The organism is Neptunomonas sp., from assembly GCF_041601355.1.
Lineage (GTDB): Bacteria > Pseudomonadota > Gammaproteobacteria > Pseudomonadales > Balneatricaceae > Neptunomonas.
Window position 1 is genome coordinate 1 of the sequence record NZ_JBFIIH010000107.1, and the last position, 14,813, is coordinate 14,813.

At 44.0% G+C, this 14,813-nt stretch carries 10 protein-coding genes; 3 read left to right on the forward strand and 7 right to left on the reverse strand.

What is annotated here, in order from left to right:
* Positions 1-375: 375 nt before the first annotated feature.
* The gene (locus tag ABY436_RS15180) at positions 376-714 is read right to left on the reverse strand and encodes a winged helix-turn-helix transcriptional regulator (RefSeq protein WP_372739783.1); all 339 of its coding nucleotides are present in this window, start codon (positions 712-714) and stop codon (positions 376-378) included.
* Between the two features lie 103 nt (positions 715-817).
* Between ABY436_RS15180 and ABY436_RS15185 the strand changes: the two genes are divergently transcribed.
* From ABY436_RS15185 to ABY436_RS15195, 3 genes are all read left to right on the forward strand, one after another.
* Positions 818-1,585, forward strand: coding sequence for an SDR family NAD(P)-dependent oxidoreductase (locus ABY436_RS15185; protein ID WP_372739784.1), 768 nt, complete (start codon positions 818-820; stop codon positions 1,583-1,585).
* An 846-nt stretch (positions 1,586-2,431) separates the two neighbouring features.
* The gene (locus ABY436_RS15190; RefSeq protein ID WP_372739785.1) at positions 2,432-3,760 is read left to right on the forward strand and encodes a sugar ABC transporter substrate-binding protein; all 1,329 of its coding nucleotides are present in this window, start codon (positions 2,432-2,434) and stop codon (positions 3,758-3,760) included.
* 36 nt (positions 3,761-3,796) lie between these two features.
* On the forward strand, positions 3,797-5,530 hold the full coding sequence (locus ABY436_RS15195; protein WP_372739786.1) for a cytosine permease: 1,734 nt from the start codon (positions 3,797-3,799) through the stop codon (positions 5,528-5,530).
* 598 nt (positions 5,531-6,128) lie between these two features.
* Here ABY436_RS15195 and ABY436_RS15200 read toward each other — a convergent pair.
* The 6 genes from ABY436_RS15200 to ABY436_RS15225 form a co-directional block, all read right to left on the reverse strand.
* Positions 6,129-6,932: a DUF2971 domain-containing protein gene (locus ABY436_RS15200; protein ID WP_372739787.1), complete on the reverse strand. Its 804-nt coding sequence runs from the start codon at positions 6,930-6,932 to the stop codon at positions 6,129-6,131.
* Between the two features lie 406 nt (positions 6,933-7,338).
* Positions 7,339-7,911 carry a hypothetical protein gene (locus tag ABY436_RS15205; protein ID WP_372739788.1) on the reverse strand — a complete coding sequence of 191 codons (573 nt, stop codon included), beginning with the start codon at positions 7,909-7,911 and terminating at the stop codon, positions 7,339-7,341.
* Positions 7,912-8,041: 130 nt separating this feature from the next.
* Positions 8,042-8,419 carry a hypothetical protein gene (locus ABY436_RS15210; RefSeq protein ID WP_372739789.1) on the reverse strand — a complete coding sequence of 126 codons (378 nt, stop codon included), beginning with the start codon at positions 8,417-8,419 and terminating at the stop codon, positions 8,042-8,044.
* 817 nt (positions 8,420-9,236) lie between these two features.
* Positions 9,237-10,226 (reverse strand): hypothetical protein, encoded by a 990-nt coding sequence (locus tag ABY436_RS15215; RefSeq protein ID WP_372739790.1) that lies wholly within the window; start codon positions 10,224-10,226, stop codon positions 9,237-9,239.
* 50 nt (positions 10,227-10,276) lie between these two features.
* A complete protein-coding gene (locus ABY436_RS15220) occupies positions 10,277-13,975 on the reverse strand; it encodes a hypothetical protein (RefSeq protein ID WP_372739791.1) in 3,699 nt (1,232 codons plus the stop codon).
* 710 nt (positions 13,976-14,685) lie between these two features.
* Complete coding sequence (locus ABY436_RS15225; RefSeq protein WP_372739792.1) at positions 14,686-14,802, reverse strand: 5'-nucleotidase; 117 nt, start codon at positions 14,800-14,802, stop codon at positions 14,686-14,688.
* Positions 14,803-14,813: the final 11 nt, after the last annotated feature.

Here is a 14,813-nt window from a genome sequence, read left to right on the forward strand (position 1 = left end):
AAAATGTGTTGCGGTAGAACACCGATGGATACATTGCATGATGGTAAATCGATTTGGGCTGAGAAAAACTTAGCTCAAATCTAAACTGACAGGCATCGTTTGAGAACGGGTAACTGTCAGATCAAGTCTGAGCTACTACAGTTGAAGGCTTTACTTTGGTTAGTGCCGATCAATTAACGAAAAGATTTTGGTTTAACCGCCCCTCTGGCTGTAAAAATCCGGTATTCACATGGATACCGGGTTTAACTATTCAGCTCTATTAAGCACTCGATACCATCAGCCTTCATGCCCTAAATAATATCGAGACCACAGTCAAACTACTCAATCCTCCACGTGTAACTGGCTATGTTATAGCCCTAATCTTTATAAAGACCCTTAGTTGTTATTAATTTCTTCTTGCAGAGCCTCAAGCTGCTCCAAAATTCCTAAGAACTTCCCACCAAACTCGGTCACGTGATACTCCACTCGAGGAGGTGATTCGTTGAACACCACTTTATCTAAGATGCCGAACTCAATATTTTTTTTAAGGCATTGGTTCAACACTTTTGTGCTCAACCCTTCCACATTGCGTACCATTTCGCCCGGTCTATTAATGCCATGAGCCAGCAGTTGATACACGGTCAACGACCACTTGCAGCCATAAATGGTTTCTACCATGCGTGTGCTATTTTTCGGTGCAGATTTTCTTTGGAGCTTTTTTTCTTTGTTATTCATAAAGATGTACCAAAAAGTACCTAGCTTACTAATTTGTACTTACTATTCAGTGGGTTAACCCAAGCCTAAGATTACCACTTTCCCACTACTTAGGATAAAAGAAATGACTTTTACTCAATCTGGAATAGCACTCATCATTGGTGGCTCTAGTGGTATAGGCTTTGAAACAGCAAAACAACTTGCTGAGCACAATGTTTCTGTGACCATTGTAGGTAACAATTCTGAAAAGCTGGATCGTGCTGTTACTCAGCTTAGCCAAGTCGGCGATGTCGATGGGATTCAATTGAACCTATATGACCCCCAAAGCGTCAATCAATTTGTTGAGCGCATTACTGCACTGGATAAAGACATTGATTACCTTGTCAATGCAGCCGGTTATTTCAATCCGAAGAGCTTTATAGAACACACGGAACACGATTACGACCTGTACCATGAATTGAACAAAGCGACATTTAAAATCACTCAAGCTGTGGCGAAAAAGATGATCGCCAACGGTGGTGGTAACATCGTTAATATTGGATCCATGTGGGCAAAACAAGCCATTAAAGCCACACCGTCTTCTGCTTACTCAATGGCAAAATCGGGGCTACACGCATTAACTCAACATATGGCAATGGAGTTATCCGATCACAATATTCGTGTGAATGCCGTGTCGCCAGCAGTCGTTAAAACGCCGATTTATGAAGCTTTTATCAGCCCAGAAGAAGTAGATTCGGCATTAGAAGGGTTTAACTCTTTCCATCCGATTGGCCGGATTGGTACACCAGAAGATGTCGCCAACAGCATTTGCTTCTTGCTTTCAGAGCAGTCAAGTTGGGTAACGGGCGCGATTTGGGACGTAGACGGTGGTGTCATATCTGGTCGTAATTAAGGAGTTAGCGATTAAGTTCTATTTAATCTCTGAACGAGCTTATTCTGCCACTATGGCAGTGTAATCGCCCGGCTTTCACCGCCTATATAATGACTTTCCTGCATATAGGCGGTTCTATTCTATGCTATCAACATCGGATCTACTTGCGGAGTTGAGTAACTTGCTGATGTCTCCAATGTTGATGCTGCCGAATTCTGGAGAAGAGTCGTTACCAGCAGATGATGAGTATCACGCGAGAGCTCCACTTAATCCACTGGTATAGTGACCGGCTTGTTAAAAGCGGATGTCTGTAAACGGAATACAGCAACCATGTACTAACAGAATTCCTACCACTCCATAGACCTGGGACTTGAACAGTACGCGGTCCCTAGCCTGAAGAGAAAGGGTGTACTTATGGTCTATAAGCATGCTCTGTTTAGCTCCCTACTCCCTCTTTTCCAAGGTCTGCTTCACGCCCTGAGTCGTCCAAACAAATAGGTTACTTTCGACCCGAAGTAGGCTGAGTTAAGTAAACTGTCCCCGGAATCCTGGTTATTTCAGGTACATCCTTCAACGGTTACACGCTTGTTGGCCAGAAACAGAGTTAACCTTTGAAGTAATTTCTATGTCGCGTTTTGTACCTTTATGTAGATAGACCCTTAGTTGCAATTTTAAATTAAAGTAGTATGTTTTCCGTGGCGAGCACAATTTTAAACAGTATCTACCAAGACCACATTCTTAGCTTTCGAGGCTATAGAAAGCGGTAATATTCTCGATATTAGCAACTTGAACCAGACAATGGGATTGGCTTGCGACGTATACCCCTAACTGCCTCTTCCGTTCATGAAATGTTTTGGAGGAATCAAAATGATATCAGCAAAAAAAACCGTCCTAGCTGCAGCGTTTGTTTGTTTAGGTGTTTCGTCAAGTGCGTTTGCCGAGACACTAACGATTGCCACCGTGAATAACGGTGACATGGTCCGGATGCAAAAGCTCACCAACGATTTCAAGAAGGACAACCCAGGTATTGAGCTAAATTGGGTTACGCTAGAAGAAAACGTGCTGCGTCAGCGCGTCACCACTGACATTGCGACCAAAGGAGGGCAATTCGACGTACTGACAATCGGTATGTATGAGGCACCCATCTGGGCAGAACGCGGCTGGCTTTCACCACTCGACGATTTACCGGCGAGCTACGACATTGATGATATCCTACCGCCGATCCGTGAGGGTCTGTCGCATAACGGCATTATGTATGCCGCCCCGTTTTATGGTGAGTCTTCATTTACCATGTATCGCACCGATCTGTTTGAAAAGGCGGGGCTTGAAATGCCCGACAAGCCCACGTGGGATTTCATCAAAGATGCTGCCGGAAAGCTAGCCGATAAGAGCAATGAAGTGTATGGCATTTGCCTGCGTGGTAAGGCGGGTTGGGGTGAAAACATGGCATTCCTGACCGCTATGGCCAATTCCTATGGCGCTCGTTGGTTTGATATGGATTGGAAACCACAGCTTGATGCTGATGCTTGGAAAGCAACGCTCACTGACTACGTTGCACTCGTGCAGGCAGTCGGTCCGCCAGATGCAGCGACAAATGGTTACAATGAAAACCTTGCCCTGTTCCAAGCTGGCAAGTGTGCGATATGGATTGACGCTACGGCCGCTGGCCAGTTCGTGACCAACGCAGACTCTGATGTAGCCGACAATGTCGGCTTCGCGCTCGCGCCGGACAAGGGGCTGGGTAAGCGCGCGAATTGGCTCTGGGCTTGGGCATTAGCCGTCCCAGCGGATTCAAAAAACGAGGCAGCGGCTAAGAAGTTCGTTGCATGGGCTACCTCAAAGCAGTATTTAGAGCTGGTAGCTGCTAAGGAAGGCTGGTCCAATGCCCCTCCGGGCACCCGTGCCTCGCTGTACGCGAATCCTGAGTACCAGCAGATTCCATTCGCTAAAATGACACTCGCATCGATCCAGGCAACGGATCCGAAAAGCCCGACAGTGGAAGAAGTGCCTTATACCGGAATTCAGTTCGTTGCGATCCCAGAGTTTCAGAGCATCGGGACTGCGGTGGGCCAGCGGTTTGCCGAAGCGTTAAAGGGAAATATCACCGTTGATGAGGCAATTGCCAATGCCGAGTGGGTAACTGAAAAGGTAATAGTGCGCACCCGCTTCCTTGAAAAAGACAACGGCGCGCAATAACGGATAATCCTAACAATAGCAAAATTGGAGAAGTAAATGATGTCTGAAAATACTGATCTAGACCGCTCAGTTGCGAAAATGGATGACGAACTACTGCCGGTACCGAAGCATAGACTGCATGGACCCGGTCACTTCCTTGGCCTCTATGGTGCTGAACATGTTGCTGCGACCGAGTTTGTCATCGGTGCCGCCTTCGTAGCGATGGGGGCAACAATCCAGGATATTCTGGTTGGCTTATTGATTGGTAATACGCTTGCCGCACTGAGCTTCTGGCTGATCACCGCACAGATCGCCGTAAAGACGCGGCTAAGCCTCTATACCTACCTCGATCAAAACATGGGTGAGAAATTTTCGCGGTTCTATAACGGCGCGAATGTGCTCATCTTCGTCGCTATCTCGGCCGCCATGATTACCGTGTCGGCGACTGCAGTGCGGGTGCTCTTTGAAATCCCTCCGCAGATCTATCCGTACCCCAGCAATTTTGCTTTTGCAGCTATTGCCGCCTCGGCAAGCGTGATTGCGGTGGCAGTGGCCTACTATGGTTTTAATGTGGTGGCTCAGTTTGCCACCATTTGCACACCTTGGTTGATGGTGATGTTCACGGCGGGCGGCATGGTGCTGATACCAGCGTTAAACGAATCACTGACCGGCTACACGACCCTGGCTAGTTTCTCGGATTTCATGAGTTTGGCGGGAACGACAGTTTTTACCGGCATCAATGCTGAAGGGAAACCCGGGATCGGCTTGATAGAAGTGATAGGCTTTGCGTGGGCGGCGAACACTTTCGCGCATTTTGGTCTCATCGACATGGTGCTCCTGCGCTATGCGAAGAAGCCTGTCTATGGCCTGTGTACTGCAACAGGTATGATGTTCGGTCACTATGTTGCTTGGATTTCTGCGGCACTGATGGGTGCAGCGACGGCGTCGATCATGAAATTGAGTATCTCTGTAGTGTCCCCAGGTGATGTTGCCTACTACGCACTTGGCGCCACTGGCTTTGTTATCGTCATTATCGCGGGATGGACAACGGCCAACCCCAACCTCTATCGAGCGGGTCTCGCGGCTCAAGCGGTATTTCCTAAAATCTCACGCCAAAAAATAACGCTTATGGTCGGAGCCGTGGTGGTGGTTGGTAGCTGTTTCCCTTTCATCTACCGTAGCATCCTGCCAATTCTTGCTTACGCAGGACTTGTTCTTGTACCCATTGGCGGCATTGTATTCGCCGAGCAGCTTATCTTTCCGCGACTGGGATATAAAACTTACTGGTACCGCCTATCAGGCGTAAAAGATAATATTCCGGCACTGATAACTTGGGGGGTCTGTTTGGTGTTCGGCTTTGGATTAGATTCCATGAATGTCATACCATTCGTGTATCTCTTCTTACCAACATGGTTTGTTTCTGTCATTCTCTACACTGTTTTAGCGAAGAAAGCCGGTGCTGATAAGAGCTATCCAGAGGCCGAGAAAAAGATGCAAGAATTTAATGCTAGCGTAGAAAAACATCATGCGAAACTGGAGGCACAGGAAAGCAGTGTGCATGTCAAAGACACCCGTGTCTTGACCAAGGTTATCCGCGCTGTGTGGATTGTGATCGGATTGTTGGTACCAGCTGTATTGGCGTGGCGCGTGCTGTTCAACAGCCCTGATCTTTACGCCTATTACGTCAATCGTGAGATGTTTTACAATCTGACTATCTGGTGCACATTCATCTATTTCGTGTTTGCTTGGTGGGATTTACAGCGTTCAAAATCGCTACAGAAAAAAGCCTAGTATCCAGAAATCGCTAGCACAATTAACATGACCAATAAACGTGGCATTCATGTTAATTCTTATCAATATGTTCAGCTGGGCCACTTCGCCCAGTTGAGCAGTTCGCAAGGAAGTCGAGCTTGGGTGTCGATCATCACGGACGTGTGTGTGACTACTTTGAAGTGTTTACATCTGGATAAAAAGTAACAAGCTAGAAATGGATTCCATATCATATCCATCATGTGGGGAATTCCGGGGGAATTCCGGGGACAGTTAACTTAACTCAACCATTGCATAATCATAAAGGCGCTGGAATTTACAATTGGCACCGAATAATGTCTGATTAATCCCGAGAGTTTTACAGTAGCCATTGATGGCTGGTATTGGAACTGAGGGGTAAGCAGATGCGATTTTATTTTAGCAAACTCTAAAATTCCGCTTTTGGCACTTTCCCGAAGGACTAACCTAGAGTTGATTTGACACGTAGTCAACCAAACCAATTAGGTCACAATCGACCCTAACCGGGCATTAACGCCGCATTAAGCGGACTAAAACAGTGGGTTAAAATGTGTAGCGAAGCGAAACCTAAACCACTGTTTTAGTCCGTTTAAATGCCTTGTTAGCTTTTTACTTCTAAGTTCCAAGAGTCATTAGCTTGACGAACGTTCTTAATAATAACGCCTCGGTCTTTCCATGACTGAATGCGAGAATCATAATCAAGCTTATCCACATCTAGACGACTAATATTCTTGTAGGTTTTAGCGCCTAAAAATGCATACTTTATCGATTCTTTTGGTAATTGATAACAGAATAATGGCCTTCCTTGGAATTGTTCTTTCTTCCAATTACCGGATTCATTTTCAAAGAAATTTTTAGCATATCTAGTTCGTTCATCACCAGAAATATTCTTAACCACCCTTACCTCTTCTTCATATGCCCACTCCATGCTTTTATAAAGAAAAGAGTTTTTATATAAAGAATAATCCTTATCCATAAACGTACTATGGCATGTAACAGAGTCTCTAATTTTTTCGATGCTTGTTGTTGGGAATCTGTTTCTAGGGATTTGGTTGGTGTATATGACATCTCCATAGTTACTTGGTATCAAACAGCACTCTGTATCATTAAACCCCGCCACATTGGCATCGATGCCCAATACAACACCTCTATGATCATCGCCATAATGCGACCACATTAAAGAATTTAAAGGATTTCTTGTTGCCGAGAGCAATGCAAACTTACGACTCAAGTTATTGAAGTGCGCATTAAATTGTACGTTAGATGTCAGCTCCTCACTTGCCTCATAACATAAGGCAGCTCCTTCAAAAGGATCGTTTAAATCCTCAAGTGAACTAAAACCAATAGAGTTATTTTCAATAACTTTGTCGGCCGTCATAAATGACATATATTTGAAAATTATCATAATGCCTCGTGAAAGCTAACATTTATATATACGGGGGTCCGTGTATCCACCCACACCGTTAATCATTAAAAACAGATGTAATCGCTTGAAAGGAGGGGAATTTTTTAGAAATACAGAGGCCTCTTCCGTGGCAAACCGCGCATTCGTATTAACAATTGATATACATAAGCTTTTTATAAGCGCTCCGTATATCTACCCATGCTAGACACCCATCTGTCTGATTTACTTAAACTTTTAACTCAGCCAAGGCGGCAATACAATCACTTGTGTCGTTCTAGTTTATGAAAATAGGCATGAGTATTACCAACCTACAAATATACTGTGTAAACGTTCATAAAATCGAGCCTATTTAGTAGTAGGGTCAGCCTATTATTCGTCCCTTCTGGCACTTTCCTGAAGGACTAACCTAGAATTGATTTGGCACGTAATCAGCCAAACCAATTAGGTCACAATCGCCCTCAGCTGCCCAATTATACCTCTCCATGAATAGGTCTGAATATTTTCGCCAAATCGGAAGAAAATACTCAAAATCGAGCTTATCATTTGAAAAAAGCACAGTTAGGCTCCCAAGCTTTTCCTTATCGTTAAGTACTTTTTTCTGGTTCTTCCAATGGTTTTCTAGGTGCTGAGCTTTCTTTGGAACAGGGTATCGTCCATCCCAGATGATATATTCAGACAAGACTTTCAGTATTCCATTCTCGTCATTAGATATAGGAAAATTGGCAGTTCTTGCCAATGCTGCTAAATCATGAGTATCAGCAAATTTGACCCCTGAACCTACACAATGTGCTTTAATTAGTAGCTCGAACGACATTCCCAAAAGCATCTTATATGCTGCCAAACAATTTACTTCAAGTCCTCTGTTTTCTTGCATCGCATTCCAAAGCGTGCGTGCAGACACAAAAAGATCATGAGATTTGTTATGCCAATAAGTAGGATTTTCCTTCCGTGACTCAAATTGTTTTTGATGAGTTTCCATATTTGATTTCCGCTTCGAAGTTTAGTTGTCGCTTCTTATACCCATCTTCTGATATATGGCCGTTTTCTTTCAATGAATTACTATAATTTTATTAATGGTGTCTTCATGGACAGCACTTGAAAAACTTATTTCAATTCGTTGTGCATCTAGTGTATCCAGATGTAGTGAAACAATTAGTTGTTGTTGGATTAGTTGATTGTAAAGCAGGCTGTTGAGTATTTCTGTTAGGTTTAACACGTTCAGCAGCAACCGCAATTTTTGCACAATTCAATTTTAATTCTTCTTGCAATTCAGCCGCTTCAAAATCAACTTTTTTTATTTCTTCTAATTTTGAAAAATACATTCGTTGTAATTTTTCTTTATCAACTATCCACTGCTCTGGATATTCGTTCATTTGGAATGTTGCATAGTACGAAAATTGATCTTTTGTTATGAATCCTTGCCGCTCGCAAACATTAGCGAGTGCTGTTCTATTGGCAGTGAGTTTATAGTCTTGAAAATTAGACATAGATGCGCATCCAGTAAGTAAAATAACCGAACAAATAACTGGTATTCCATTCAAAATTCTTAGTTCCTTTAAGTAAACGACATGTAATGTAGAGCTGAATCTTTATTCAATCCTAGCGCTTTTAACTGATTGTCGATTTAGGGCGAAGCAAGTGCTTCACGCATAACCATCTATCATAAACTTTTTTATTATCTGTGCGGCCCATTTCCTGTAATTTTTCCGAAAGGCGTTCCTCAGACAGTTAATGCTATAGTAACCATGATCGCTTTAGGTTGTGGCGGGTTGGCTATCTTTAAGATGACTATATTTGGCACCCACCTGTCTAACCGCTGACCTGGTTCGGTTCAGAACCATTTAAGGCGCTTTCGACCCCAAGCAGTCAAACTAAGACCAAAATCATTTCAATTATTAAACCAACCCCGACAGGAAATGATAGCGAGAAACATAGGCGCAGGTATCGTTCCAACAGGCTTAACTTAGCACCATTCTACCTTGCCCCATTTATACTGGCGGCGGTCGCAAGTTGGGTAATATGGTCAGGGTATTTTGAAATAACCGCTCGAGCCATTCTGGCCATTGTTTTGCTCCTTGTACTTGATACATCTTTGTCGAATATATTTTTCGCACCAGCGCTGAGGAATTAAGTAAACTATCCCCCAGAATCCCGTAAAGGAAAATCTAGGCCTAAAAGCAGGCAGGAGGGATCGCGAATTAAGTACACTGTACCCGGGATTCTAAGCAACATAGGAACAGATATCGTGCCAAACAGACTTAATTTTGTGCTATTCGAGTCAGACCGCATAGTTTTCTCGATTTCTTATCGAATTCTTGTGCCAAATAATGATCTATTAGCGGTTAGATAAATCCGATACCTCTGATCATATAGCAGAACCTGTTCATTCAATGTCCACCATCTTTGAAACCGTTGTTGACATACTGATCCAGGCCTCCCTGGTTGGAAACTTCCACCTACTACACCAACCTGACATACTTGCTGCATCGTTAGCCACGACCTCCGAAATCTAGAGTGAAGTTCAGCATAATAGGCACTGTAAGACTCTGAACGTAAGGAATCTTTTCTTCTCCAAAATAAAGAACGAGCCTCACGACTTAGGCTTATCGTATCCCAATTTTGCAGTAACCAAATAGTAAACCTAGTAAAATCAATTTCTTGGTCACAAGCATGAAGAGCTATTCCTCTGAGACTAGGTCTTTGTTGACCGTAGCGCACTAAAGCCGCTTGCCATCGATCAATCTGAGCTTGACGGAACCGAGGGCTAGCCAAGCCCTCCACTCTAACGGCTTCATCGCGTGAAAAACTGCTTTGGTCCCTAGACTCAAATCTTATTTCTTCTACACGGCCAGGGCTCCAATTTAAGTGGATTACTAGCGGCAAACGCCCCATGCTCCGCATACCTTGACTACTAAGCCATGCGTGAAGCTCTCTCAAATTGGATCTTATAACTAATGAGGGAGCTCGCGCCCTTTCCACACAACGGCCAATGTAGCCAATAACTTGTGCCTGAAATCCATCATCACCAACAAAATTTTCAATAAAAGTAGTTTCAAATTGTATGCTATCAGGATGGCTTTCCATTGATGGGCAAACACGAAAACGTCGACGAGGTCTTTGATGAATGCGCGTTTGATCAATTATACCGCGCTCTTCGTCAGTAACTTGGCTTTCTAATCTAGTGTCCTCTTCACTAATCTCTCCACCATCAATTCTCAGCCCGCGTTCTTTATCAGTAAGCGATGCAGCTCCCTTCGACACGGTCCTTTCCGCTTCTTTAGCTTCTCTATTCATTACTTGTTTTCCTTTGCTTTGAAAGCGTGCTGCACGACAATTCCAAAAAATTATTCCGGTGTATCTATATGGATATCACTTCCTCCCTCTACCACGATACGCTTATCCACATCAGGATCCTCCAGGTTCGGCTCTTCCTGCAATAAACGCGCGGCTTTTCGCAGGTTCTCAAGTTCAATCTCGCGCAGTTCAGCACGAGCTTTTACCACGTCATAACCACGGTGGATCATTTTGAAGTCCTCCAACAACGCCTGTTTGCCTAACAGCGCTTCCATGAACAGCTCACCCGTGGGCACGATCACCAGATCGGAATCGCGCCGGGGTTGTTGAAGTTTATTTAATACAAGCGTGCGTAGTGCTTCTCTCATTCTTTCTCGTTCTGAATCCGAGACGTGCAATTCGCTCTCTCGATCATTCAATGCGCTTGCCGGATCGTTGAGATCTTTCAAAAATGCTTCTGTGTATTCGAGCAATTCTTCCGTACTGAAATTGGCTAGCAAATCCGGATCGCGAACGCCGAAGTAGTCGTCAAATAACTCCCGCATCATAAAATTGGTCAGGTACAGGCAAGTCTTGAGCGGAAAGATAATATAGTTCCCCTTATAACCCAATGGATTATCCAGATCAGCAATCTCAACGAGTGACTTGGTATTTGTTCCCGGTGCAGGAAGGGAAGGCGCTTCACAGCCATAAAGGATATAACGATCGCCAGAACGCTCTAAGGTAGGAAGTCCGGCAGCAATGTCTTCATCGGTTGCCCGACGCAAACGACAGGTTCGTGTTGTTGATTCAGGCAGATCGACTTCAACTTGGTATAGGCGAAAAAATCGCTGATCGGGTGGCTCATGATCCCAAATCGCTTGCATGTAGAAGAGGATGTTTTGTTTTATGTGAATTCGCAATTGGTCAATGGCTACCCGTCGGTTGGTTTGGGCTTCTAGCGCAGTTATATATTCACTGGTTATCTTGTCGAATGTTTCTTTAAGGAAAGAAAGTTCTTCATGGCCTTCACTAACTTGTTCCTCCAAAAAACTAAGCTGCTCCTGAATGATTTCTAACTCCTTTTTTAGCTCGTTAATATCTCTGTCACGCTCATCCTCGGAAAAAATATTTTCCATTGCTTCTGTAAACCAATTTTGAGCCGATTCTGCAGCTTCGGTTCCTCCCAACACTCCCCTTGTTCCAAGATAAGATCTTTGCAGTTCTTTTCTAGAGGAAAGTAAATCAGCAAACATCACCTCCTTTTTCTCTATAATCCGTTTCTGCATATCCCAATTAGCCTTATATATCGCAACGCCGAATTCTTCACCAGCAAAAGCATTGGTCAGATAATTAAGCGCAACTTGCAGAGAATCGTCCAGTAGTACACGGCGCAATATCCAATCATGAGTCAGCAACCAACTCTCAGTAATTTCGTGCGGGGCGGGTACATCCTGTGCCACCATTATCACAGGCGTTACCCGGTGAATTCGCTCAGACACCCGATATTGCCGCTCTAATTCCCAAAGCATATAGGTAACGCTGATTTCGTTATTCGGGTTGCTTAATTCACCGGAGGTAGTGGTTTTAGTGGTCAATTCATCGGTGGTTGTCACCTCAAGCGACCTTTCCTGCTTGTACTCCTGCGCTGCCTTCAGCACCGCTTCCCGAAAGTTCTTTTTTACGCTTGAGGACTCTTGTGACTGATCCAGCGTAAAATCAGTGCTAGCTCTTATCTCACCGATTCCGAATCGGTAAACACCTTCTGCATTCACTTTGAAATTACTTTGCATTGATGCTTTATTCACGATTTCAACATCTGCGCGCTGGGTAATAGTGGACTCACTGCTTCGGGATGACAGCGCTTTATCTAGCTCTTTTTCAGCCCGCGTTCGTTTAATGTTCTGTTTAGTTGAAAACTTGCGCTTCTCGCCAGGAGCGAGCGGTATTGTTGCCACCAGATCACCAACTTGGTACTGCTGTGGTTCCCACAATTGGCGGTAAGTCGTCATTAAACCAAAGTTAGTTGAGTTAGGTGCGAAGTAGTGGAAGGCGTAAGGTTCACTCAAACGAGCCGCTATTTCTAACCGTAATCGCTGAAGACGCGATAGTACCCCTTGTGGGTTGTCAAAAATCTTCTTGACGGTTTGTAAAGCTTCATGGCCGACCCATAACGTACCATCTAAGTACCATAACCGCTCACTCTCACTAGCATCACTTCCTCTGGCAAACATATAATTAATTGTGTTACGTTGTTGGGCACTCAGGTAAAACCAATCAATAGAATCGAGCCCTAGTCTTGATATGAGTGCAAGAACTCTAGCTGTTATTGTTTCGGCAATCACTATCCTTTCCGTGCCTTCGATCTCTTGAAGAAAATCCTGAATGTTTTGTGTCTCCTCAATTTCGGAAGGAGATATAAATTCAAAGCCAAATTCCTCATGGAGTTCGTTATAAGCCTCGTAAAGTTTTTCAATATCTTCTTTAACTTGGCTGTCGAATGCTTCAGTCCAAACATGTTTGAAAGCAATTTGCAGTTGATGAAAATCATGAAAAGCAGGTACGTTAGCCGGGCTCTGTCCAAGTCCCTTGCTAAAATCTTGCGCTGGTTTGTAAGTGCCATCCTCCTCACCTTCGCTTGTTGCAGCGTTTCCCCAAACTAAAGTGCCATCTTGAATAAATAAACGCTTCATAGGTAAAGCACTGCCGTTTGGTAAAGGCATATCCGATAGTTGACCGTGTACCTGTTGGTTGATTGTAGTATCAAGCCTATCTAAATCTGGCGACTCCGAACTTCCAGATTCATCATCGGGTAATTCTTCTTCCGTTGGAGAAAAGGCATTTCTAATTCGTCCATCGCTTTCTTTACGTATGTGGTAATCTTCAAGTAGATTGCTAGCTCGAACGAGCTCAGTACCGCCCCGTTTGGCATTGAGCAGTGAGCAGAGCTGTTCTTGATCGATTGCTTCTCCTGTTTCTATCAAGTCTATCGATATCCCCGCCTTTTCCAGATCAGCATGTGAGGCTGTTAAGGTAAGATGGATAGGGTTACGTTTAGACCTCTCTTCCTCATTCTTTTTTATGCAATCAAGGCTGGTCTCCATTGCATTCAGTTTGGCAGCAGCTAGTTTTTCTTCATATTGAGGATCATTCCTGTGAATAAAACATGGCTGGTTACGGGCATTCTTTGGGGTAGCTTGCAGTTTGGCGGTGAATTTTTTAGCTTTCGCTGCCATCTCGCGCCGAAGCGTGATTTTATCCTGCCGCATCGGGGCGAGTTTTTCATTGAACAATTGGTGAAAACGTTGATCTTCTTTATAGCTTGTCACCAATCTATCGACCGCGTCCTCAACTCTTAGCTTTTGTTTAGTCTTAGGGGTCGGGATCTTAAATTGCTCCAACTGCTTCTGAGACAAACAGATGATGGAAGCTTCAGTTTGGCCAGATTGTACAGCTGGAAGTTCCATGAAATGCAAAAGACGCTTTTTTAGCGTTTGGGATACTACTGCATTGATTGTTTCCGTAGTTGATGGCGCAAGTACGGCTAAAATAAATTTATGTTGCTGATTTGAAAGTTCATTAAGTGCTGGTTTGCCAATTTCAATTTTGAACTGGCCGCTATTATCAGTGATTGTCGACCCGAGGCTAACTGGAGGTTGTTCAAACCAGTCTTCAACTGATTCAGAAACCGATTTAAAGATACCCACCACTAATCCGAAAATTGGGTCGTTTGTTTCTTTGATGCGTACGTATCCATAAATCGTTGTCATGCTAATAATCCTTTCAAGAGATTTCTGCTAAACAATACTATTTGCATTTATATAGACCTTGATTCAACTCGAGCCAAGGACTCGGGGCATCCATGCCGTATGGACGAACTGACGGTACGCGGCGATCGCTTCGATTGTCGCCTAACGCCCGCAAAAGCCAATCCGTCGCCAGCAATGCGGGGTTACAAGCTCCAACGTTTCTTGGATATCTTGGCGTATTTCTTTCGCCTCAGTTAGTAATATTCAAACAGCTGTATAAAAAACACTATCCGCATTGCAGCCTTTATTTCAACGTAATTGAGGGGGCCTTAATTAAATTTAAGATAGGAAAGGCAGAGCGTCTTAGAGTGAACGATTACTTGCAATCGAGGTTCAAAAATTTAAAAAATGTCCGTTATTGGCACATAGGGGTCTATTGCGTTGTAAACTAATTAGCGGATCCGGGTGGAAAGCCTGTCGTCATCTTGAACCACCGACATCAATATGCAGGATATGTTGATTACGTTAATAAGAGTTACGGGCAGGAGGTTGGCTTCAGCTTAATTTATGCTTATCTCTCCTGATCATCAGGTCTAGTCTGAACTAATGCAAATGAACCACAATTAAAAGACGGCTGACAAGCTGTCTCAAGGAAGAATGGCGATTCACACACTAATTGAAGTGGGCCGGATACTTTAGTTTCCAACTTCAATAGTCATTATCAGCTTTTCTCACTTGAGCGTATTCGCTACCCCAAAAGGAATATGCACCATGGGAATATCCCCTGCGCCTGACTCAAGATGAGAGCGCTGATCATCAAAAAACATGTGTGGCTTGAGGCGCGACAAGATTCGCTCTT